This window comes from Faucicola sp. SE7633, assembly GCF_059264685.1.
Genome location: NZ_JCADBW010000019.1, coordinates 24,192 through 45,471 on the forward strand (window position 1 = coordinate 24,192; position 21,280 = coordinate 45,471).

Here is a 21,280-nt window from a genome sequence, read left to right on the forward strand (position 1 = left end):
TTATGCTAAGAGAACCTAACTGCCCTGCTCCAGATAGTTTGCCAGAAAATAACTTAAAATGGCATACCGTCCATTGCGAACTTATCACCCCAATGTACGGTGGGGGTACAGTATCCACCAAAGTAGATACCAAAATGCCAATTCGGGTGAGTAGCATTCGTGGGCAACTACGCTTTTGGTGGCGACTACTTGCCAAGCATAAATGGCAAATAAGTGATTTACGCAAAGCCGAAACCGATTTGTGGGGTGGGATGAATCAAGGGAAAGATGATGGCAAAGCGAGTAAAGTGTTATTGAAAGTTACCAATTTGCCAACTGTGCAAACAGTAAAAAACAATTTGGTTAGTTATGAGAATTTTCCAAGATTAAAATATGTATTATTTGCTGCCTACAATGAAACAGACCCAAGTTTAAAGCCCCATAAACTATTAAAAGCAGATGGTATTACTTGGGATTTGGATTTCGCCTTTACGCCAACGGTTAGCCCCGAGCAGAAAACACAAGTCATTGAAACATTGCAATGGTGGGCAAATTTTGGTGGATTAGGCTTTCGCAGTCGCAAGGGTTTGGGGGCGTTTTATGTGAGTAAAAGCCAAGATTTTCCACAAATCTGTGAGATTTTAACCCCCGAAGATGTGGCGTTGGCAAATTGTCAGTTAGTACAAAAATCCGCAACCCCCAATCCTTTGACCGCGTTAGAAACTGCCATCAAAAAACTCGCTGATTTTCGCCAAGCCCCAAATACAGGTAGGAATCCAGGGCAACAAGCGAACCGTCCAGGTCGTAGTCGCTTTCCTGAGCCTGATGCCCTAAGACGTATCCAAAAAAGACATCATAGTAATCATGCCCCCGAACATCGCGCGGGGAATATTTTCCCAAGAGCAGTTTTTGGCTTGCCGATTTTGTTTCATTTTGTCGGTCGTGGCGAACCCACAGATACCGTGCTACAGCCGACAGAAGGCGAGCGATTAGCCAGCCCGTTAATTTTACGTCCTGTTTATGCAGGTGAGCAAAATAGACAAAAACAATGGCGCCCTTCCGCCTTAGTTTTGCCGTATGAGCATATTTTAGATATGACGGTTAAAGTTGGACGAAACGATTATCCGATTTGGCAAAACAGCAAAGCTCAAGATATACGCCCCATCGCAAACAATGGCGGAGGCGACCCACTCCAAGCCTTTTTGACCTATTTTGCAAAATAAGGAATAAATAATGACAAAATACCTAGTAACTTTTTCGGTTGGACCTGTACAAGGCTTTATCGCTTCGGCACGTCGTAGCCGTGACTTATGGGGTGGCTCATGGTTATTGTCTGAATTGTCAAAAGCCTGTGCAAAAAGCCTCAAAGATAGCGGCGCAACGCTGATTTTTCCACATATCCAAAATAACAACGATTTGAATGAAAATTCCGAATTTTCGGTGGGTAATAAAATTCAAGTGATTATCGCGGCGGACAATCTTGAACAGTTAAAATCCCATATTAATGCGGCCAAACAAGCTACCCATCAACGTTTTCGAAAAGAAGTAAAAAGTGCTAAAAATGCGTTAGGTGGCTTTGACAATCAACTACGCCTTGATATTTGGAACACTCAAGCCAATGACCATCATGACGATTATGTTGAAATCCAAGTCGCTTGGGCAAAAATTGATGGCGATAATGGCTATCACGATGCGGTACAAAAAGTCGGACGTGTCCTTGCCAGCCGAAAAGCCACGCGAGATTTTAAACCGTCCGCTACCACACCGTACCAACCCGAACGGATGATTCCTAAATCATCACTCGATGGTATGAGAGAAACCGTTATTCAAGAAGACAAGCAAATTAAAGATAACTTACGCAAAAAATTGTCCTTATCAAGCTCAGAACAGCTTGATGTCGCAGGTGTGGTCAAACGCCTAGGCTTTGGCGAAAAAGCTGAACAATTTACCCCGATTACTCGGGTAATGGCTCACGCTTGGCTAAAGCAGATCGCACAAAAAGAACCACAAGCTTTAGAACAACTCAAAGAAACCTATAACAAATTAGTAGATCTAAACATTGCCACTCGAGTCACTGGCAATATAGATAGCCAATCCCAAAAAAGCATCTATAGCCAATTCCCCTATGATGCCCAACTTCTATACCCATCGCGGTTAGAAGTGGAATTTAAAAAATGGCAAGGTGCTGAGGTTGATGTTACAGAAAATTTAACAATATTAAAAGATACATTACACCCATTATTTAAAAAATATGGTGAACCGTATCGTTATGGCGTTTTATTACTCGCTGATGGCGACCGTATGGGCGAACTCCTCGACAAAGCAAACACCCAAGCCGAACATCAACAAATTACCCAAGCCCTATCAGACTTTGCAGGAAAAGTTGCCCAGACTATGCGTGCAAGCAATGGACATTGCATCTATGCAGGTGGTGATGATGTGCTAGGGTTTGTACCACTTGATACTGCTTATAACTGTGCCGATAGCTTGCAACAATTATTCGCCCATAGTCTAAAACAGGTAGCAAGTAGTTTAGGGGTAGAAAAATCACCGACTTTATCAGTAGGTCTAGCAATTTGCCATATCATGACTCCATTAAGTGTGATTCGTGAACTTGCCCAACAAGCTGAAAAATACGCCAAAGGCGACCACATTGATGAAAGTAAATCTACCGAACAACGTCGAAATGCGTTAGGTATCTTATTGTCTGTTCGCTCTGGTAATGATACCAAATTACGATTTAATTGGAGCGATGCAATAGGATTAGATACTTTTAATAAAATGATTAATTATTATGTCGAAAAGTCTATTCCCAGTCGGGTGGCCTATGATGTGCGAGCGATTTTTTTACGCACTTGTGATCTTTCGGACGAATATACGCCAAAAGAAGATACATCGCTCAGCTTACGTCAAAAAATCCAGTCTGCCGAATTATTGCGCATGCTAAAACAAGCGCGCACAGATAAAGGTGAAAAAATTCAGCAAAATATCATAGATGGATTAATAAAACGTGGACAGGATATTGGATTAGATAAGTTGGCAGATGAATTAATCGTGGCTCGATGGTTTGCTTCAAAAACGCAAAAAGATTTAGGAAAAGAATAAATGAAAAGTTACTTAATACAATCACTTGCCCCGCTTGTGTTTCGCTCAGGAAAGACTTTTGGCTCGCAAATGTCTGCCCAAGACATGATTTTTCCGTTGCCAAGTGCAGGGGCTGGGCTTATCCGCTCACTGACCATTACCCAGCGAAAAACTGACTTTAACGAACAGCGTTGTGCCCTTGATAATCCCACTTATCAGCAATTATTAGCCATCAAAAGTTATGGCGTGTATTTAGCCAAATATCGTGAGGCTAGTACACCCATCATTTTAACCCCAAAGCCTGCAAATAGCTTATATGTAGAAAACGACGGGAAAATTGAACTGGTACGTCTAGCACCACAAGCCATGGATGATGACTGCGGGAGTGATATCCCCGATGGTTTATTATATGTACAAACGGTCGACGCACAAGGCAATGCCCAAACCCTCAAAGGTAAGCCAAAAACAGGGGTTAAATTTTGGACGTTAGAAAATTTACAAAAATGGCAAAATGGTGAAAATTTATCGTATGCAGATATTCAAAAAGATGGCGTAACCAATATTCCAACCGATATTCGTACTCATGTAGCCATTGATGATGAGACCTTATCCTCAGAAGAAGGACGGCTATTTCAAACTGCAAGCTACGATATGGATTATCAAGCTAAATCAGCCAAACAAATTCATCAGCGTGGGTTTAATGATGAAAGACTGGGTTTTGTGGTGGTATCTGAACAAGACTTAACCAAAGATTTGGCAACGTTTGGTGGGGAGCGTCGATTGTCCCAGTTTTTACCGATAAGTGAAACACTGTTTGCAACAGCATGCCAAGCGCAAGTGCAGAAAATTAATGACGCAAAAGGCTTTAGCCTAACGTTTATTACGCCCTGTATTTTTGCCAGTGGCTATCTGCCAAATTGGATAGTTGAAAGCACGATGGCAGGCAAACTACCAAACAGTAATATTAACGTACGTCTAAAAGCGGTTGCCATCGACCGTTGGCAGGCGGTTTCGGGATGGGATAGCCTATTGTGGCAACCCAAAGCCATGCGAAAAGCCGTGTCAGCAGGGTCGGTGTATTGGTTTGAACTGCTTGATGATATTGATTTACCAGCATTACAACGTTTACAGCAACCGTTAGCCGATGATGTGTGTGACCAAAATGACGGTTTTGGCATGGCACTTATTGCGCCTTATTCATTTAACCAGATTTAACCCACCCAACCATATGATTTCAAGGAATTAACCATGCAAGCTCGTATTTTTCATTTACAAAATCTTTCTGCTTTACACGTTGGTACAGGTCAAGGCGTTGGCGTAGTGGATTTACCGATTGCCCGTGCCAAAGCCACCAATTTACCCATCGTCGCAGGCTCTGCTTTAAAAGGCGTGTTGCGTTATGAATTAAAATCTCAAAAAAACCTTGATGAGTCCCAGATTAATATTTTATTTGGGAAGGACAAAGAAGCTGATTATGCAGGCGCGATTGCGTTTGGCGATGCCAATCTACTGATTTTACCAATTCGCTCGTTTTCAGGCATGGTGGCTTATGCGACTTGTCCATTTATTTTGCGTCAATATAAACGGGATTTAAACTTAACGTTAGATATACCAAAGATTGATGATGATACGGCTCGTGTTGTGGCTGAGAGTGCCTTATTTATCGGCGATAAAATTGCTTTAGAGGATCTAGACATTGTTGCGCACGTTACCGATTTGACAGAAAAATGGGCGGACAGCATTATTGAACAACTCTATCCTGCAAATACGCTAGATTATCAAAGCTGGCGTGAGGAAATAAAAAAACGTTTTGTGATTTTACCTGACAGTGTTTTTTCATTTTTGGCAGACACCGCTACCGAAATCCGCACCCGTATTCGCATTGACCGCGCCACTCGTGTGGTACAAAGTGGGGCATTATGGACTGAAGAAAACCTACCTGCCGATAGCGTGCTTTGGGGCGTGATTGGGGTGAGTGCATCTCGTGATAACAACAATAGCAAATCGGCTGAAGAATTAGCAAGTCTTTTGCCAGATGAAGAATTTCATTTACAAATTGGTGGTAAGCATACTGTCGGGCGTGGTTTATGCCGTCTATTGATTGCAAAAGGAGAATAAAATGCAAATCCGCTCAAAAAAATATGCTGAAACAGCTTATCCAATGGTAAACGAAATTAAAGGGCAAGATATTGAAGCCAAATATCGTACATTGGCTTTAACCTTTCCCACTATGATCATGCAGTCGGGACTTGCTCAAGCGATTGGGTTTTTGATGGCAAAAGGTGAAAAGGAGCATAAGGCACTACTCAATCACCTTACCAACCTATTAGGTTTTGCCACTGCAGATGCGTTACATTCGGCGGTTTTATCATCCAACATTGTCAAATATCAGCTTTTAACCCGTGATGCGATTGAAGCATCAAGTTGGCTAAAACGCTATACGCAAGCCTTATTAAAAAAGCAACAATAAGGGGTAAAACATGACCGATTTAATGCGTAACGATTTACGCCCATTGTTTAAAACAACCAGTTCCGCTCACGCAGGTTTACTGATTCAGCGAGGTCTAACCAAATGGGAAGATGGCGAAAAACGAACTAAGCAAACGTTAATCCACGATAAAATTGCCAATGTAAGAACCAATGAATTATATTTTCTGGCGTTTAAACGTTGGTTAAAACATACCGATGAAAGCGGTAATCAAAATTTTGCGTGTGTGAGTGCGACCATAAATGGACGATTATTTACAGGCTTGCCACTTGGAGGCACTTTAGAGACAGGCGTTAGCACCCATCATACCTATGGTATGCCTATGTTGGCTGGTTCTAGTATCAAAGGGGCGGTGCGTAGCTATACCGAGTTTTTATTCGCTTTACGAAAAGATAATGGTGAAATCGATTATTTAGAAAAAACGGATAATCAAGGAAATACCACCAAACATTATCAATTTTCTAAAGATAATCAAGCGATTATTGATATTCTGTTTGGGGCAGATGACGATGAAGACTCTAAGGCAGGTTATCTGATTTGGCACGATGCGTGGTGGATTCCGCCTGTAACTTCGGATGCTAAGTTATCAACGGATGAGCACAACAACCCATTTGCTGAAGAAATAGTGACTGTCCATCATCAAAAATATTATAGTGGCGAGATGACAGAAGCCTTAGATATTGAAAACCCTATACCCAATCAGCAAGTCGCCGTACAAGGTAGTTTTTATTTTGTGATTGAAGGCGTATATGCATGGGCACAATACGCCAAAAAATTGCTTGAGCAAACTATCCAGCATCAAGGCTTGGGGGCAAAAAGTGGGGCAGGTTATGGGTATTTTGTCATTGACGAGAAATTAACTGACAATCATCGAGACACTATCCAAGAATCAATCGCTGATCTATTAGATGCTCAATTGACTGAGGAAGAACGTACCATTAACGATTTTGTTAAGCATCTTAATAACCTTACCATAGCATGGAAAGGTAAACCTAATCAAAGCTGTGGATTTAATGAGTTTTATGAAAAGATAATTCAATGGCAAGACAAGGCAATGCTGAAAAAGGCTTACGAAATCCTCACTGAACAAGGTAAAATTTGGCAGGGTAAACCCCTAAAAGATAGTAAAAGTTGGAAGCCAAAGCTACAACAGTTAAGAGCGAAATTTGAATAGACTATAAGCTTACCATTCCCAATTTGCTTATTAAAACCATTCATAATGCGTTCATCCACTTCTTACAAGGAACGCATTATGAACACTATCATTAGCACCGCCTGCCAATCGATGACCACCCAAGGTTTTGAAGGTTTTTATCACAGCCTTGTTGCCCAAGTTGCCCCGAACCTGCCGATGACCTATGGCGAATTTGTCAATCGCACAGGACGCGCTACCCAGCCCCTTGCCAGCCAAAACGATGCGTTGTTTTATAGCGTGGCGTATGCCATGAGCCATTACACCACGTTTCAAGCGGTATTGGCAGATAATTTGACCATTAAACAGCACAACAGCGTGTTTAACCTCATCGACTACGGCTGCGGTCAAGGCGTTGCCACGCTTGCCACATTAGCCCATATCGCCAGCCAACAAGACCCAAAAACCATCCATCTCAATATTCATTTGATTGAGCCATCCAGCGTATCGCTAGGCAACGCCAGCTATCAAGTGCTATGCTTGGCACAGGCGTATGGCTTTAGCACCACTATCACAACTCAAAACTGCCTATTGCAACAGGCTGCCGTACCAAATTTTGCCAATGGAGCAGATACGTTACATTTGATGTCGTATATCTTAGACGTGCCAGCCGTGCAACAACAACTTCACCATATCACGGCACAAATCCGCAATCTAAACGGCGTTCATCATGTAATTGCCAGTGATATTGCGTATTCTACAGGCTTTAATGGCTTGAATTTGTTATCCCACCAGTTGCTTGGCTATGCCACCTATATTGAACGTTACTATAAAAACTATGAATCCTACGACGTGATACATGGTGGCTTTATCCATCGCACCGCCAAAGCGATTGGTTTTATATTGTCGCTTAATAACGATTCTGCTTTTTATGAAGTTGCTTAATTTTTGATTTTTGGTTAAATTTTTAAGGAAAATCATGGATTTATTTGAAAGCATGACACCGCAAAACCGCCTTGATGAATTAATGGTTAATGGCAAATTCCGAAATACCGATTTTGATGCCCATTTACACGATGACGGCAAAGGGGTGGTGATTGCTGTGCCGTTTGGGCGGTTGTACTATGCCCCACACTATTTTGACCAACATCAAAGTGATGCGTTATTTGACTATTTTTTGGCGTGTGATGGTATTGACCATCGTAGCCATGATTGGCAAAACGAGCCCAACATCAACGCCATGCCGTTTCGCAACATCGACTGGCATCAAGACACTATCAAAATGTATGGCAAAACCCATCCCCTGCCCCGCGTATCGGCATGGTATGGCGACAGCGACCGCCCTTACACGTATTCGGGCATTACCCTACAGCCCAAGGCGTGGACGGATAAGCTAAATTATTTGCGTGATGAATTGCAAACCGTCTGTAAACGCCGTTTTAACAGCGTGCTATGCAACTGGTATCGTTCGGGTGATGACCACATCAGTTGGCATACCGATGCCGAACCAGAATTGGGTAATAATCCGCTGATAGCCTCGGTCAATTTTGGCGAAAGTCGGCGGTTTTTATTGCGGTTAAAAGATAATCATGCTATTAAAGTTGAAATTCCGCTGCATCATGGCAGTGTGCTCGTCATGGCAGGGGCATTACAGCACCACTGGCAACATAGCGTGCCTAAGCAAAAAAAGGTAAAATCCAGTCGGATTAATTTAACATTTCGCACTATTCACACGCCATAATATTTAAGGATACCATCATGCCAAATTTTATCTTATCAACCTGCGGCACAAGTCTATTAACCAATAAAACAAGCAATGAAATTCGTAGCATTATTACCAAGTACTCAAACGAAACCCAATGGCATCATCTACCAGAGCCAACCGCTCTAGAAATTCAACACCATATCGAATGTCGTAAAAACTTATTACTCAACGAAACGGATACCAATGTCATTAAATCACTAAGCGCAGAGCTCAACGGGCTATTGACGTTCCACAACAGCATAGCCAATGACAATCAGACCAACCAAGACATTTATTATTTGCTAGCGACTGACACCTTATTTGGGCGGGCAACGGCTGAGATCATCGCCAGTTGGTTAAACAAAAAAGGCCTAAACGCTCAAATCATCACCGAAAACGGTTTAAGAACCGCGCAGCTCAGAGAATTTAGACAAGCCCTAAGCAGTCTTGCAAAAAAATTGGTCGAAAATTTTGAAAGCTATAAGCATAGCGGCTACAAGATTTATATCAATTTGACAGGTGGATTTAAAAGCCTAAATGGCTTTTTACAAGCGTTGGCATCACTGTATGCAGATGAGACTTTTTACCTGTTTGAAGGCAGCAATGAATTGATGTTTATACCAAAACTGCCTTTTAGACTGGAGGCAGAGAGCCTCATTGAGCAAAACCTCACCGCATTTCGCCGTCTTAGCAATGATTTACAGATAAACCCTACCACGGCAAGCCAAATCCCTGACGTTTTATTGTTTGAAGTGGATGATCACCTAATGCTTTCAGAATGGGGTGAGCTGCTTTGGCAAAGCCACAAAGCCCAAATTTATCAAAAATTTTTACCCAGTATTTCATCTAAGATAATCTACACACCAGAATTTAGTGACAGTGTGAAGCATTTACCAATAAATTTAATACCAAAGCTTAACTCGACAATAGAGCAACTGGCCGTCTATGCCGAAAGTAATGGCAAAATTAATTTACGTTCTTTGGATGCAAAACCCTTAAAAGAAAAACAATATCGCGATAAGGATATGTGGGAATGTGACATCGAAGGCAACAATTATCGTATTTTTATGATAAAAGCCGACACGGATTTTATCTTACAAAAAGCTGGGCAAGCTTTGCATAAATCAAATACCAAAATCTAGTCACCACAACCTATAAGCTTATATTTTACTATATAGCGACCAAACTTTGTCACACTAACCCCACATTGCTGGGGTTTTTTATGCAACGAAAATATTACCTAGTCTGCTATGACATTGGCGAGCCAAAACGCCAAGCCCTGTTTCGCTATACAGTCAAACGCCACTCGGTAGCAGGGCAATTTTCCGCTTATGAATGTTGGCTTACCAAGTCAGAACGCCAAGCCCTGATGGCGTTTATGCTCGGTCGGGCGGTGCTTGGCGAAGACGGCTGTGCCATTCTACAAATCGGCTCGGTATATTGGCAAAATCTACCCAAATCGCCCGTTCAGCATGCCCCACACGATACCTTAATTTATATTGGCTAACCCATCACCCAAGGAACAATCATGCGGGATATTGTCATCGACCAAAAAGGCTGTCAGTTGTCCTTTGACAGACAGCTGTTGATATTGCACCACGCCAGTTTTAGCCGTCCTGTGAGTTTGCCGTTTTCGCAGATTCAAAGCCTGACTTTAGCCAGTGCCGTTGTGTTTACCAGTACGTTATTAACCAAACTTGCTGAACATGGCATTGCGGTGGTGGTGTTGCCGAGTGGCGGCAGTGGAGCAAATGGGCAAGCGTGCTTTGTGCAAGGGCGATGGCAGGCAGGCGTGACACGTCGCCAACGCCAGTTTGTGGTGATTAATGACAGTCAGCAAGCGAGTATGTGGGCAAGCAAACTGGTTTGCCTAAAAATCCATCGCCAAGCCCAACTGCTAGGGCAAATCGCCAAGCAAAAAGCCGTCAATGCAGATACCGCCATCGCCCAATTAAACGCCACCAAATTTAAGTTATTAACTGCCGACAAACACCCCGATTTAGCCAGTTTACGGGGGATTGAAGGGGCAAGCTCGGCGGTATTTTTTCGCCAGTATCAGTCATTTTTTAACCCAAATCTCAATTTTACCAGTCGCAATCGCCGTCCCCCACTTGACCCTGTTAATACAATTTTGTCATTGGGTTATACCTTGTTACAGGGGATTTATGAGCAGGCGGTGTATGCGGTGGGCTTTGACCCATATCTTGGCATATTGCATGAGATTAGCTACGGGCGAGCATCGCTGGCGTGTGATTTTGTTGAGTTACAGCGGGGTGAAATTGAGTATTGGGTGTGGCAGTTGTTTGAGCAGGGGGTTTTGACGGTGGCGGATTTTAGTGTTCATTCTAATATCCATTCATCCACCCAACGTCCCTGCGAGCTGTTAAAGGCAGGGCGTAACCGTTTTTATCAAGCGTTTTCACAGATTAAGCCAACGTTACGTAAGACCGCTTTCCGCCAAGTGTGGCTGTGGCAAAAACGGCTGACGCAAGAGGCTTCTGCCACGCTTAACAATAATAATTTTGATTTTATGAGCGATTGGGGGGCTTAACATGCACAAACGCCATTTTTTAATCTGCTATGACATTGCCAGTCCCAAGCGGTTGCAACGCTTGCAACGCCTTGTGAGTCATCACTGCTTGCAGCTGCAATATTCGGTGTATTACGCCACGCTGTATCCGCAAGAGATGGATAAATTGATTCAAAAAATCAAGAAAATCATCAACTGTCATCATGATGATGTGCGGATTTATGATGTGCCACCGCTAGAAAATGCTTTTGTCATTGGCAAACGCTGTCCTGATGTCATGGTATTTGGTGAGCAAGGGCAACGGATGCAATGGTAAGGCTTAACGACTTACTAAAAAGGCAAAAAAGTATAAGCTTATAGAATCCAATTTTTATCCAATATAATCATAAACTAGCCATTATCAGCCGCCACACAGGAGTTTGTATGTCCAATTATTTACGCAATAGTCTAAAACGCCATGTCAATCGCCGTATCAACCGTGCGATACAACGCCAAGTTAATCAGGGTGTGGATAGCGTGCTCAATCAAGTATTCAGCACACCACGGCGGGGCTATGGCTATCGTCAGCGTATGCCGTCCGCCAATTTGTCCATGTATCCATTTTTGCCGATGGGTCATCCGTCAAGCCCAAGCCAGCGGATGACTGGTGCTATGCCGCCTTCAACCAACCCGTCAATTTATCCGCCTTGTTCGGCTTTTGATGAGCCTTATACCGAACATTCGCCCGATGAATTAGCCCAGTTTGTGCAGATGGGGCAAGATGAGTGAACAGACGATGATGAACCAGTATTTGATGAAGCAGCGCATTTTGGGCAACCAACTGATGAGCCAACGCCACCCAATCCGTCAAGTTTTGAGCGGTTTAATGTACCAAAACCTGCGGTTTTTCAGCCCACAGCTTCGCAACCTTCTTTATCATCCGATTTAGCGTTTAACCCATTTTATCAAGACAATGTTCAACCACAAGGAGCTACTATGCCGAATGTTCCATCAGCAACCAACCCTATTCAATCATCTATTAATCCTATGCCAGACCATACCACGCCCACCCAGAGAGCCAATGCCTGTTATCAAATTATTGACAATAAGGCCAATAACAATGCGGTTTTGCAAGGGGTCAGCGGATTTTTTGGTTTTATTGCAACCACAGTGGTGGATGTCGGGACGATTCCGCTGATTTATGCCACGTTGTGGAATGAGATTCGTGCGGTGTATGGTCAGCCAGAAATCGGCACGGATGATGCTTTAAAGGTGATTGCCAATATTTTGCCAGAAGTGCTTAGTGATGCCATTTTTGACAAAGTATTGGGCAATGTGCCAATTATTGGCGTGTATTTTAATGCCATTTGTGCCAAGCAGATGACTTGGCGATTAGGCACGTTATTTACGCTGTTGGCGTCTCGGGGCGAAGAAATTAGCACGGTGAAGTGTAAAGAAGCCATGATGATGATTCGGCATATGTTCCCACAAAAAGATATGTTTAGTTTTACCACGCCCGATCATGCCAAGTTTATCCAGATAGCGGAATCGGTCAGTAACACCTCGGCGGATAAGTTTAATGAAAAAGTCGAGTCGGCGTTATCGGTATTTATGGCGACTTAATCAAAGCCTTAATCTAAATTGGAGAATACCAGATGATAGACCCAATTAAGCCTTTTGCTTTTATGATAATCTCTGCTTTGATGGGTGCATTTGCCTTGACGGCTCTTTTCTTTGTGTTGTGGATTATCGCGTTAATTCACAACGGGATAAACAAATAAAGGTTTGGCACAATCCTTATTTTATATTATAATGGTGAGGTAGCCCGATGTTCGGGCTATCCCCGACGGGGTAGGTTTTGAGCCAGTTTGATGAGAATGGCTGATGCTATATTTTGCTTTGAATTGTAAAAAAGTGATGGGGAAATTGGTTATTTTTTCACCAACTTTTTGATAGATATTTGTTGATTTTTTAAATTAAGCTAATATCTTGATTTTATTGGATTTTTATCTAATAGTGCAGTTCAAAGCCTTCCCCGATTCTTAGGGGATTAAGACAGACACATGAAAACACATGTCTAACTCGTTGAAGGTTCAAAGCCTTCCCCGATTCTTAGGGGATTAAGACTCCCCTTAGACAATAAATTAAATTCAAAATATCGTTCAAAGCCTTCCCCGATTCTTAGGGGATTAAGACCAACCTTCTCACTCAGTGTGTTCTGAATGTAGGTTCAAAGCCTTCCCCGATTCTTAGGGGATTAAGACTGACACGGGCTTCCTGAGCTACCGTAGCCATCTGTTCAAAGCCTTCCCCGATTCTTAGGGGATTAAGACGTACGCGCAAATTTGAGTTTAGCACGTCTAGTAAGTTCAAAGCCTTCCCCGATTCTTAGGGGATTAAGACTGCCGCTTCTATAGTACGGATGTTGCTGTACATGGTTCAAAGCCTTCCCCGATTCTTAGGGGATTAAGACACGCTTGTTTTAATTGTTCTATCGCAATTTGCGGTTCAAAGCCTTCCCCGATTCTTAGGGGATTAAGACAGAGGCCCTCGTAGTTTTGGTATTGGCGCATCACAGTTCAAAGCCTTCCCCGATTCTTAGGGGATTAAGACACATACATAGAGTCAGTATAAATATTAAAACAAGTTCAAAGCCTTCCCCGATTCTTAGGGGATTAAGACCCAACTAAATAAGCCCATAGCTGGTTGCTAAGAGTTCAAAGCCTTCCCCGATTCTTAGGGGATTAAGACCTTGGTTGATATAGTTGATTGCGTGAGGTGTAAGTTCAAAGCCTTCCCCGATTCTTAGGGGATTAAGACAATAAAAAGCCCAACGTTAAACAGTTGGGCTTTTTATTTCTCTTAGAAAACTGATAAAGCTTGCTGGTTTTGGCCAAGTTGCTCCGTGAAGCTATGGTTTGGTGTCATTAGCTTCAGAGTGTTTCAATGTCTTTTTTTGAATGGTTTTGAGTCGCTGTAGGGCAATTCTTATGATTCGTTGGGTGCAGTTGAAGCGATCGGCTTTTTATTTTAGACATTGGGGAGTACTTTAAAAATAGGCAAAAGGGATTTTTTTTAGCCCTTGTAAATTATTGGTAACGCCAAAGAATTGTACGGTTTCGATACCGCCAAATTTTAGCCAGTATTTGAGATATTCTCGCTCGTAAACTGCACCTAGCATCATTTCTTCGTGGTTGCCCTTTATCAAAATAACATGACAAAGAGTCTGATAGTGCATGATAGCATCAAGCACGCCTTTACTATCTGCTCCTCTATCGATGACATCACCTAAATAAATCAGCGTGTCATCGAGTTGGATATTTAGGGCGGATAGCAAGGCAATGGGCTGTTGATTACAGCCATGTATGTCACCAATCTCGTAAGTTTTTGGAATGGTCATTCTGGTTGATTGAGTAACCGCTTATTTAGTATATCTATCATTTCATGTCCATGTTTTTCAATTTGAGTTTTATCCCATTCATCTGCTTTTTTCATCATGATAGCAAGTTTTATGCTGTTATATTGACTATTGCCAAAATTAGCTTTTTTAGCTTTGGGCATGTTATTGGTAAATTTGGAATTCGTGCTTGATGAAATTAGACATAAGTTTCCAAAACTATGCAAAACATCTTCTATATTCTCATCTCGATTTTCTTCCGATGGGTTTTGGGGATAGAAGTGTTCAACAGAACTTCTAAAAGTGAATCGAAAATTAGGATAGATATTACGATATTTCTTACTTTTCCAGAGTAAATAATCTAATCGGTTAAAGATGAAATTCGGGACATGTGTACCACTATTTAAATATTTATCAATTGCAGTCGTTGCAGTAATATCATGCGTATCTGATGTAATTAATTCAAAAAAATCAAGTTCATTGCCATAGTGTCCGAAATAATATCGATCACTTAACTTTTCCAAATAATCGATATAACTTTTGGCTTCTATATCTTTATCTTTGATTTTTTGATTGACTAGCCATCTTACAACAGCGTATAGCCAATTTTTATACATTCGTGATGGATTTGATACATGAAACATTGATAATAGCATAATGACATTTTGGTTTAGAGCAGCGTCGCTAAAAGTGTTGTTATATTGATAGCTACTCTTGTCAGCAGGCTTTAGCGTTAACAATGACCAATGATCATCTTTTTCTTTCGAAGTATCAGTCTTAATCACATAACGGTCAAACAAGAACCTCATTTGTAACAATAATAAGGCAAAATTTTTGATCTCAGTTTGATGGTCGTCTTTATCCAGAAACTTAAAACTTTCTAGCAAATTTCTTTCATCCAATGGAATTTTTTTAGCTGAAATTTCTTTATAAGGATATTGTTCAATATAAATTTTTAGAACATGCATTAAAAAATTCGAAAAATCAATAACGGGATTAAATCTTTCAGAAGTTTCATTTTTATTTTCTTTCTGTCCTTTAAAATGGTTTCCAATAATGTTAATAATAGTAGGCTGGAGATTGTCACGATTACCTACCTCGTCTCTGCTATTCTGTGCACTGGCTTCATTATTAAGTTTGATAAAATATTGAGAAATACTATCAAATTTATCAGGTAGTGATTGCCAGTCTTCACCGAAAAACTGTTTCCTAAATGCAGTATCAAAACCCATTATCATATAGCGATTCATATCAGAGCAAGCATCCCAAATCTTCGAGAATGCACCTTGGTCACCATTAATTTTCGATAGTTTACTCATTAATCTAGCCTTCAAAACCTCATGTTTTTCTAGCTGTTCACCTCGAGTATTCATAATTTCAAAATAATGATTTAAATCAGTTTTTGGCGGGACTTCTGTTCTAATTACTTCTACTTTGCTCAATAAAAAACTGACAAACTTATCTGGATTATTGTCATCAAGATATTTTTCAATGGCATCTATAGCATCTTTAAAATTACTGGGTAAAGATCCTGATGAATTCTTCCCAGAAGATAAATTTTCTAAAACTCTGTCTGATTCTTTGCGATATTCAAAACTAATATTGTTGGCTTCAGGTAATTTTTCTTTCAGTTGGCTATTTTTTAACACCTTGACAATAAGGGTTAACGTTGTCAAACGCTGTTGCCCATCAATGACTTCAAATTTGCCATCATCTCTTTTAAATACAATCAAACTGCCAACGTAATAGTTGTTATCAGGCGTTCTATCCATTGCATTTTTGATATCGGTTAATAATGCTTCAATTTCGACCTCTCCCCAAGCATAGTTACGTTGGTAAATCGGGATTATATAATGGTCTTGGCTTAGTAATTGTGATATAGATAAGGTATCGGGTTGACTCATTAGACATTTACTCCAAAAATCTCTTTCATTTTTTTATCAGTATTTTCAAATTCTGTATTAAACGTCATTTTAGGGAATTGTAATGCGACCTCAGGTGAGTATGCTTTTTCAATATGCTTGAGCAAGCTATCAGAGGAGATAGCATGATTTTCTATAGTTTTAAACCCAATACGACCATGATGGAATCTTAGTCTATACACCCACCAAAATGCCTTGTTAACAAAGCGTTCTAGTTCTACATCGCCAAACTTATCATAATAAGTTAATACTGTGTTTTCAAACAGCATTCTTAAATATCGGTCACCTGTACGAGAATAGCCTTGGTAATTGTCTAAAAATTGAATTAAATTTTCATTTAAAACATCATTAAAGTGCTTGCCATTAATTTTTTTAACTATTAATAGTTTACCTGTCTTGTTATTGAACAATTCATCATATAGTTTGCGGTAATGCTCGATATAAGCAAAAAATAATTCTCCGTTGATGATGGGTTGATTAATTTGAAATCCTAAGTTAAGAAGCTCAGGATTATATAAATTCGGATTGGATTGGATAAGCTGTGAAAGTAACTTTGCAGTTTTCTGGGTATGTAAATAAGGGTATTTAACTTCTTCAGAAACACCTTTAAACGTATTCAATTCTTGGCTTGTAAAGTTTTCACTCTCAAGATTATAGTGCCAACGGCGAAGACGAAATAATACCTGATTGATAATTTTGCTCAAATTTGGAGTATTTTCATCAGCTAAAGCAGCTTGTTCCCAGTTCGCAACACTCTTTAAAACCACATGTTCAGGTTTACTTTTCATTTCTCGTAGATGATACGCTTTTAATAAATCATAGGATTCTAAAGGCTTACCTCTGGAGTTTTGTGAATCAAAAAATTGGAAAGCTTCATCTAAGTCGTCTAGCTTAATGCAGACCATTTCACATTTATCTAAAATGTATTTCTTAAAATTGGATTTATCTTTTTTGTTAATATTGTCGTTAATAAAATCTTTTAAAAACTCATAGTTTTGATAGATATTTACATGGCTAGTTGTATGATTAAATTCTTCTTTCAATAACTTGATATTTTGATAATCTAACAAATGTAGAATTAGAGATAAAGTCACCAAACGCTGTTGTCCATCTACAATATTATTATCAACATCAGACTGAACTTCTTTATGCATTTTATTACTATGGTGATATAAAACAATCGTACCAATACGATAAATAATATTTTGTTTAAAGTGCTTCAATAGATCAATAATAAGCTGTTGTGCATGATTAACTTGCCACTTATAGGGGCGTTGATATTCAGGTATTCTAAGATTTATATCAAAAATTTCTTGAATTTTTTTGATAGTGGCTTTTGCTTCAGACATTTATTTTTTTCTCCAAATCAATTAGGACTTCCAAAGCCCCCAAATCTACACCATAGCAATTTAACTTATCAGGCACTTGCGGTTCTCGTATATTAATACGCAGTAGACTTACCGATTCATTTATTGGATGCTTGACCAATCGCTCACCAAAATTACGCACACTGGGCACAGCTGTCCCTGCCCCTAACTCAACAATAGCTAGATTTTTAACTTGTTTCAGCCAAGCAATGAGTTTCTGTTCTTTTTCATCTTGCATTTGCGATTGCCAATGCCAATCGCTAAACATCAAGATATTGGGGCGCGCCATACCACCACAGTGTGGACAGGTTGGAAATTCATTGATTAGCTGGCAATACTCTTCATTGACTACGGGCTTAAAATCGTCCGCTAACCAAATAGCTTGCGTGCAATTATCCAAACACTGCAACCAATGAATCGAACCATGACATTCAAATACTTGGCCATCCTCAAATCCAACTTTTTGAAATTCACCATCGACATTACTGGTAAACACAAATGAGCCATGTATTAGACTTGGCAAGGTATCTGACCATTGTTTGAGTATATAGAAACCTTGATGGGGTTCGACTACTCGGTAAGCATTGAGCCTGAGACCATAAAACCCCCAAGCCAATTTTGGATTGGTGTGGAACAGTTCTGGCGTCGCCATATCGACAAAGCTTTTGCCCAGATGCTTGAGCGGTGGATAGGCTTTCCAAAATCCTTGGTCACCTCGAAAGTCTGGCAAGCCTGAATCCACGCCCATCCCTGCGCCTGCGGTGATGAGTAAGCCATCAGCTTGTTTAAGATGTTCAGCAAAATGGGTTAACTTGGTTGTATTATCCATTTTTATTCCTTTGCTGTTGTCGTTTAAGATATTCACGAATTGAATTACCTGCTATTTGCGATGGATTAGGTGTTTTCTTTGGTATATTCTGTTCTATAGTAACTGGTTTAATATCATTTTCTTTATCGGCATAAATTAAAAACATACAGATACAGCAACCCTGTTCATCTTTTTCCCAATAATCAAATTCTTCAAACCAATACAATTGATAAAATATATTAGCGGGATCAATGTTTAAATTTTCTTGAAGGCGTTCGGTAATATACGCCAGTTGGTCAAAACCAAAGCTATCGTCAGCAAGCGTATCAACCATGACAGCTTTTAAGAAAAAATCACTTTTTATGGTAGGTAATTTTGCTATTAGCTTATCGCAAGCGTTTGCCACATAATTTTTATCAGTGGCAAAACCTTGAATGAATTGGAGATGCTTTCTCTTGTGAATGGCTGACCTTATGTCATTCCATTCAAAACCCATAAAACTATCATTAAGAACCAATGACTTAAAAGCAAACATAACAATTTCTATTTCATGGGGTAAACAAGTAATTGCATTGTCCGCTAGTTTCAAGCACGCCAAATCTTTACCAGTGCCATTAATCGCAATCAAATAATCCGTTTGCGCCTGTATCCGATAGCGTTGCAAATCTGCCAAATTAATATCATCACTCGCCACAAAAAAAGTGACTTCATTTTTGCCATTGGCAATTTTATGTGGTTCATATTTATCGACTTTTACAATGTCACTATCAAATACTGGCGAATTATCTTCCATTTCACACACGCCTTTTCGCTTTAACGCTCATCAAACCTTACTAAAATTGCCGTTGCATTATCATACGCACGACCTTCAGAGGCATAAATCTGCTTACGTAACTGTTTAAGCCAGGCTTGCAAATCGGTATGTTTATCAATCCCTTGCCACTCATCGCAAAGTACCAAATCATGCACGCCATCGGTACATACCACTAAGCAATCACCTGATGAGACCTTTAACGTTTGACTGTCAAAAGTAGGCATTGGATTACTGTCTAAATCACTATCAGCAATCAAACAATCAGTTAACGCATACATAGGACTTGCCATACCGTCTTGGTTATATTCGCCAAAGTCGGCTTGGCGATTTTCTGCTGCGGCTTGCTCATCTACCAGTTGATTCAGCAAATTATGATCACGAGTGATACATCGCCACGTTTTTGTATTAGCTGAAAAATGATAGACACGACTATCACCAATATGTTTGATAACCACAGATGAATTGGACTGGTTGTCCTTTGCAAACGTTCGATAGACCAAAGCAAGCGTCGCGGATGCCCCATAATAACGTTTTGGCAAGGTTGCCACTTTCTCATAGATTTTTGAAACCTCCATGACAGCCGATTGATTAGGATTATCTAGGTAAGTTTGCCACAATTGTTTGACCGTCTTCATCGCTTTAAGGCTAGCAACTTGCGAATAATCTGACTGTGAGACACCATCGGATACCGCAACACAAAAGGCGTCATCACATCGATGCACAGGTGTGATACCAAGCGCTTCTTGGTAATAATCATCAACAAAGAAAAATGCGTCTTGCTGCAAGCCGTTGCTGGCATTGCCTTGGAAAGTGATTGCACAAAGCGTAGTAGGTATTCTGGTCATATCACGAGTCGAGTAAGAAGGTTAATCTGATTATAACCGTAAAGTTGGAAAAATATATGCTAGGTTTCTTTATTCGATATAGTCTGTATTTTTATACATTTGAAACCTTTGCACGAAAAAATGCACAAAAGTTTGTAAAAGTGATATAATACAGTAAAATCAAACAGATAGCAAAAGACACGAATATGGCATGGAAACAAACAGGGCAACTGTCCCTAGCAGACAGTCTCATTAACGGACACAAAGCCATCGAAGAACTCGATGAACTACACGACCTTATAAACTGGCAAGCTATCGAACACACCCTACGCCATGTCCATAGCAGTAACCGTGGCGAAAGTGCCTTTCATCCTGTCATCATGTTTAAAATCTTGTTACTACAAAAACTCTATAACCTATCTGACCCAGCCATGGAAAAACAGCTAGCACGAGACTTACTATTTCGTCGCTTTGTTGGATTATCACTTACCGATAACGTACCCGACCACAGCACCATCTGGCGATACCACAAACACCTAGGTGAACTTGGACTCATTGAACCCTTATTCAACCAAATCAATGAGCAACTAGCCGAGCAAAATATCATCATCAAAGCAGGCAGTGTTAGCATCATTGATGCCAGTATCGTCGAAGCCAAAAACAAACGAGCTAAAAAAGGCAAACATACCAACAATACTCAAGACAGACAAGCCGCCTACGTCAGTAAAAAAGACAGTACAGGGACACTCAAAACCACCTATGGCTATAAAATCCATCTTAACTGTGATGAAGACAGCTTTGTCAAAAAGATTCAAACCACCCCTGCTAATGTCCATGATTCACAATGTTTTACCACGCTTTTAACAGGTGATGAATCTGCCGTTTACGCCGACAGTGCGTATAAAAGCCAAGCCCATGACGACTATCTTGCCGAGCATGAACCGCCTATCAACAATCATATCCATGATAGGGCATGGCGTAATACACCACTTACTAAAGAGCAGAAACGTACCAATACCCAAAAGAGCCAAACCAGAAATACGGTAGAACGGGTATTCGGTCATTTTAAACTGCATTATGGCATGAATAAGGCTCGTCACCTTGGGTTAATGCAATTTCATACCAGTACTTTGCTTGCTAGCATAGTGCATAATTTAAAAACTGCCCTAGGCTTGAAGCGAAAATATGGGGTCGCTTAGGGTTATTGTGTCT

At 40.5% G+C, this 21,280-nt stretch carries 22 protein-coding genes and 1 CRISPR repeat array; of the genes, 16 read left to right on the top strand and 6 right to left on the bottom strand.

Annotated elements, in window-relative coordinates:
* Nucleotides 1-2: 2 nt before the first annotated feature.
* The 15 genes from cmr1 (at nucleotide 3) to AC5L4R_RS07960 (ending at nucleotide 12,559) form a co-directional block, all read left to right on the top strand.
* The gene (cmr1, locus tag AC5L4R_RS07890; protein WP_494473383.1) at nucleotides 3-1,202 is read left to right on the top strand and encodes a type III-B CRISPR module RAMP protein Cmr1; all 1,200 of its coding nucleotides are present in this window, start codon (nucleotides 3-5) and stop codon (nucleotides 1,200-1,202) included.
* 10 nt (nucleotides 1,203-1,212) lie between these two features.
* Nucleotides 1,213-3,084 carry a type III-B CRISPR-associated protein Cas10/Cmr2 gene (gene cas10 / locus AC5L4R_RS07895; protein ID WP_494473384.1) on the top strand — a complete coding sequence of 624 codons (1,872 nt, stop codon included), beginning with the start codon at nucleotides 1,213-1,215 and terminating at the stop codon, nucleotides 3,082-3,084.
* The gene (locus tag AC5L4R_RS07900; protein ID WP_494473385.1) at nucleotides 3,085-4,278 is read left to right on the top strand and encodes a type III-B CRISPR module-associated Cmr3 family protein; all 1,194 of its coding nucleotides are present in this window, start codon (nucleotides 3,085-3,087) and stop codon (nucleotides 4,276-4,278) included. It abuts the gene before it with no gap.
* Nucleotides 4,279-4,311: 33 nt separating this feature from the next.
* Nucleotides 4,312-5,181: a type III-B CRISPR module RAMP protein Cmr4 gene (gene cmr4, locus AC5L4R_RS07905; protein ID WP_494473386.1), complete on the top strand. Its 870-nt coding sequence runs from the start codon at nucleotides 4,312-4,314 to the stop codon at nucleotides 5,179-5,181.
* 1 nt (nucleotide 5,182) lies between these two features.
* On the top strand, nucleotides 5,183-5,533 hold the full coding sequence (gene cmr5, locus AC5L4R_RS07910; RefSeq protein ID WP_494473387.1) for a type III-B CRISPR module-associated protein Cmr5: 351 nt from the start codon (nucleotides 5,183-5,185) through the stop codon (nucleotides 5,531-5,533).
* 10 nt (nucleotides 5,534-5,543) lie between these two features.
* Nucleotides 5,544-6,725: a type III-B CRISPR module RAMP protein Cmr6 gene (gene cmr6 / locus AC5L4R_RS07915; RefSeq protein WP_494473388.1), complete on the top strand. Its 1,182-nt coding sequence runs from the start codon at nucleotides 5,544-5,546 to the stop codon at nucleotides 6,723-6,725.
* A 78-nt stretch (nucleotides 6,726-6,803) separates the two neighbouring features.
* On the top strand, nucleotides 6,804-7,628 hold the full coding sequence (locus AC5L4R_RS07920; RefSeq protein WP_494473389.1) for a hypothetical protein: 825 nt from the start codon (nucleotides 6,804-6,806) through the stop codon (nucleotides 7,626-7,628).
* Between the two features lie 34 nt (nucleotides 7,629-7,662).
* Nucleotides 7,663-8,424, top strand: a complete 762-nt coding sequence (locus AC5L4R_RS07925; protein ID WP_494473390.1) for an alpha-ketoglutarate-dependent dioxygenase AlkB family protein — start codon at nucleotides 7,663-7,665, stop codon at nucleotides 8,422-8,424.
* A gap of 17 nt (nucleotides 8,425-8,441) precedes the next feature.
* Nucleotides 8,442-9,569 carry a putative CRISPR-associated protein gene (locus AC5L4R_RS07930; RefSeq protein ID WP_494473391.1) on the top strand — a complete coding sequence of 376 codons (1,128 nt, stop codon included), beginning with the start codon at nucleotides 8,442-8,444 and terminating at the stop codon, nucleotides 9,567-9,569.
* Between the two features lie 80 nt (nucleotides 9,570-9,649).
* Nucleotides 9,650-9,934 carry a CRISPR-associated endonuclease Cas2 gene (gene cas2, locus AC5L4R_RS07935; protein ID WP_494473392.1) on the top strand — a complete coding sequence of 95 codons (285 nt, stop codon included), beginning with the start codon at nucleotides 9,650-9,652 and terminating at the stop codon, nucleotides 9,932-9,934.
* Between the two features lie 21 nt (nucleotides 9,935-9,955).
* Complete coding sequence (gene cas1 / locus AC5L4R_RS07940) at nucleotides 9,956-10,978, top strand: CRISPR-associated endonuclease Cas1 (protein WP_494473393.1); 1,023 nt, start codon at nucleotides 9,956-9,958, stop codon at nucleotides 10,976-10,978.
* 1 nt (nucleotide 10,979) lies between these two features.
* Nucleotides 10,980-11,273, top strand: a complete 294-nt coding sequence (gene cas2, locus AC5L4R_RS07945) for a CRISPR-associated endonuclease Cas2 (RefSeq protein ID WP_494473394.1) — start codon at nucleotides 10,980-10,982, stop codon at nucleotides 11,271-11,273.
* Nucleotides 11,274-11,380: 107 nt separating this feature from the next.
* Nucleotides 11,381-11,725 (top strand): hypothetical protein, encoded by a 345-nt coding sequence (locus AC5L4R_RS07950; RefSeq protein ID WP_494473395.1) that lies wholly within the window; start codon nucleotides 11,381-11,383, stop codon nucleotides 11,723-11,725.
* Nucleotides 11,718-11,885, top strand: a complete 168-nt coding sequence (locus AC5L4R_RS07955) for a hypothetical protein (protein WP_494473396.1) — start codon at nucleotides 11,718-11,720, stop codon at nucleotides 11,883-11,885. The genes AC5L4R_RS07950 and AC5L4R_RS07955 overlap by 8 nt, the downstream gene beginning before the upstream one ends.
* 47 nt (nucleotides 11,886-11,932) lie before the next feature.
* On the top strand, nucleotides 11,933-12,559 hold the full coding sequence (locus AC5L4R_RS07960) for a hypothetical protein (protein ID WP_494473397.1): 627 nt from the start codon (nucleotides 11,933-11,935) through the stop codon (nucleotides 12,557-12,559).
* Nucleotides 12,560-12,957: 398 nt separating this feature from the next.
* Nucleotides 12,958-13,756: a CRISPR direct-repeat array (repeat unit 36 nt; unit sequence GTTCAAAGCCTTCCCCGATTCTTAGGGGATTAAGAC).
* A gap of 229 nt (nucleotides 13,757-13,985) precedes the next feature.
* Here AC5L4R_RS07960 and AC5L4R_RS07965 read toward each other — a convergent pair.
* Genes AC5L4R_RS07965 through AC5L4R_RS07990 form a run of 6 tightly spaced genes read right to left on the bottom strand, consistent with a single transcriptional unit; the run spans nucleotide 13,986 to nucleotide 20,089 of the window.
* Nucleotides 13,986-14,336, bottom strand: coding sequence for a metallophosphoesterase (locus tag AC5L4R_RS07965; RefSeq protein ID WP_494473398.1), 351 nt, complete (start codon nucleotides 14,334-14,336; stop codon nucleotides 13,986-13,988).
* Nucleotides 14,333-16,237, bottom strand: coding sequence for a DUF262 domain-containing protein (locus AC5L4R_RS07970; protein ID WP_494473399.1), 1,905 nt, complete (start codon nucleotides 16,235-16,237; stop codon nucleotides 14,333-14,335). Before AC5L4R_RS07970 ends, AC5L4R_RS07965 begins: the two co-directional genes overlap by 4 nt.
* Nucleotides 16,237-17,604 carry a DUF262 domain-containing protein gene (locus AC5L4R_RS07975; RefSeq protein WP_494473400.1) on the bottom strand — a complete coding sequence of 456 codons (1,368 nt, stop codon included), beginning with the start codon at nucleotides 17,602-17,604 and terminating at the stop codon, nucleotides 16,237-16,239. Before AC5L4R_RS07975 ends, AC5L4R_RS07970 begins: the two co-directional genes overlap by 1 nt.
* Entirely contained in the window at nucleotides 17,597-18,451 is an 855-nt protein-coding gene (locus AC5L4R_RS07980) for an SIR2 family NAD-dependent protein deacylase (protein ID WP_494473401.1), read from the bottom strand. Before AC5L4R_RS07980 ends, AC5L4R_RS07975 begins: the two co-directional genes overlap by 8 nt.
* The gene (locus tag AC5L4R_RS07985; protein ID WP_494473402.1) at nucleotides 18,444-19,223 is read right to left on the bottom strand and encodes a hypothetical protein; all 780 of its coding nucleotides are present in this window, start codon (nucleotides 19,221-19,223) and stop codon (nucleotides 18,444-18,446) included. The genes AC5L4R_RS07980 and AC5L4R_RS07985 overlap by 8 nt, the downstream gene beginning before the upstream one ends.
* A 20-nt stretch (nucleotides 19,224-19,243) precedes the next feature.
* Nucleotides 19,244-20,089: a PP2C family protein-serine/threonine phosphatase gene (locus AC5L4R_RS07990; protein WP_494473403.1), complete on the bottom strand. Its 846-nt coding sequence runs from the start codon at nucleotides 20,087-20,089 to the stop codon at nucleotides 19,244-19,246.
* Nucleotides 20,090-20,274: 185 nt separating this feature from the next.
* On the opposite strand from AC5L4R_RS07990, the gene AC5L4R_RS07995 reads away from it, so the two are divergent.
* Nucleotides 20,275-21,267 (top strand): IS5 family transposase, encoded by a 993-nt coding sequence (locus tag AC5L4R_RS07995; RefSeq protein ID WP_494478037.1) that lies wholly within the window; start codon nucleotides 20,275-20,277, stop codon nucleotides 21,265-21,267.
* The last annotated feature ends 13 nt before the right edge of the window (nucleotides 21,268-21,280 follow it).

What these genes read in the sequence shown, in the direction of transcription:
- cmr1 (WP_494473383.1), top strand. Translation starts at nt 3, where the DNA reads ATGCTAAGAGAACCTAACTGCCCTGCTCCAGATAGTTTGCCAGAAAAT.
- cas10 (WP_494473384.1), top strand. Translation starts at nt 1,213, where the DNA reads ATGACAAAATACCTAGTAACTTTTTCGGTTGGACCTGTACAAGGCTTT.
- AC5L4R_RS07900 (WP_494473385.1), top strand. Translation starts at nt 3,085, where the DNA reads ATGAAAAGTTACTTAATACAATCACTTGCCCCGCTTGTGTTTCGCTCA.
- cmr4 (WP_494473386.1), top strand. Translation starts at nt 4,312, where the DNA reads ATGCAAGCTCGTATTTTTCATTTACAAAATCTTTCTGCTTTACACGTT.
- cmr5 (WP_494473387.1), top strand. Translation starts at nt 5,183, where the DNA reads ATGCAAATCCGCTCAAAAAAATATGCTGAAACAGCTTATCCAATGGTA.
- cmr6 (WP_494473388.1), top strand. Translation starts at nt 5,544, where the DNA reads ATGACCGATTTAATGCGTAACGATTTACGCCCATTGTTTAAAACAACC.
- AC5L4R_RS07920 (WP_494473389.1), top strand. Translation starts at nt 6,804, where the DNA reads ATGAACACTATCATTAGCACCGCCTGCCAATCGATGACCACCCAAGGT.
- AC5L4R_RS07925 (WP_494473390.1), top strand. Translation starts at nt 7,663, where the DNA reads ATGGATTTATTTGAAAGCATGACACCGCAAAACCGCCTTGATGAATTA.
- AC5L4R_RS07930 (WP_494473391.1), top strand. Translation starts at nt 8,442, where the DNA reads ATGCCAAATTTTATCTTATCAACCTGCGGCACAAGTCTATTAACCAAT.
- cas2 (WP_494473392.1), top strand. Translation starts at nt 9,650, where the DNA reads ATGCAACGAAAATATTACCTAGTCTGCTATGACATTGGCGAGCCAAAA.
- cas1 (WP_494473393.1), top strand. Translation starts at nt 9,956, where the DNA reads ATGCGGGATATTGTCATCGACCAAAAAGGCTGTCAGTTGTCCTTTGAC.
- cas2 (WP_494473394.1), top strand. Translation starts at nt 10,980, where the DNA reads ATGCACAAACGCCATTTTTTAATCTGCTATGACATTGCCAGTCCCAAG.
- AC5L4R_RS07950 (WP_494473395.1), top strand. Translation starts at nt 11,381, where the DNA reads ATGTCCAATTATTTACGCAATAGTCTAAAACGCCATGTCAATCGCCGT.
- AC5L4R_RS07955 (WP_494473396.1), top strand. Translation starts at nt 11,718, where the DNA reads ATGAGTGAACAGACGATGATGAACCAGTATTTGATGAAGCAGCGCATT.
- AC5L4R_RS07960 (WP_494473397.1), top strand. Translation starts at nt 11,933, where the DNA reads ATGCCGAATGTTCCATCAGCAACCAACCCTATTCAATCATCTATTAAT.
- AC5L4R_RS07965 (WP_494473398.1), bottom strand. Translation starts at nt 14,336, where the DNA reads ATGACCATTCCAAAAACTTACGAGATTGGTGACATACATGGCTGTAAT.
- AC5L4R_RS07970 (WP_494473399.1), bottom strand. Translation starts at nt 16,237, where the DNA reads ATGAGTCAACCCGATACCTTATCTATATCACAATTACTAAGCCAAGAC.
- AC5L4R_RS07975 (WP_494473400.1), bottom strand. Translation starts at nt 17,604, where the DNA reads ATGTCTGAAGCAAAAGCCACTATCAAAAAAATTCAAGAAATTTTTGAT.
- AC5L4R_RS07980 (WP_494473401.1), bottom strand. Translation starts at nt 18,451, where the DNA reads ATGGATAATACAACCAAGTTAACCCATTTTGCTGAACATCTTAAACAA.
- AC5L4R_RS07985 (WP_494473402.1), bottom strand. Translation starts at nt 19,223, where the DNA reads ATGGAAGATAATTCGCCAGTATTTGATAGTGACATTGTAAAAGTCGAT.
- AC5L4R_RS07990 (WP_494473403.1), bottom strand. Translation starts at nt 20,089, where the DNA reads ATGACCAGAATACCTACTACGCTTTGTGCAATCACTTTCCAAGGCAAT.
- AC5L4R_RS07995 (WP_494478037.1), top strand. Translation starts at nt 20,275, where the DNA reads ATGGCATGGAAACAAACAGGGCAACTGTCCCTAGCAGACAGTCTCATT.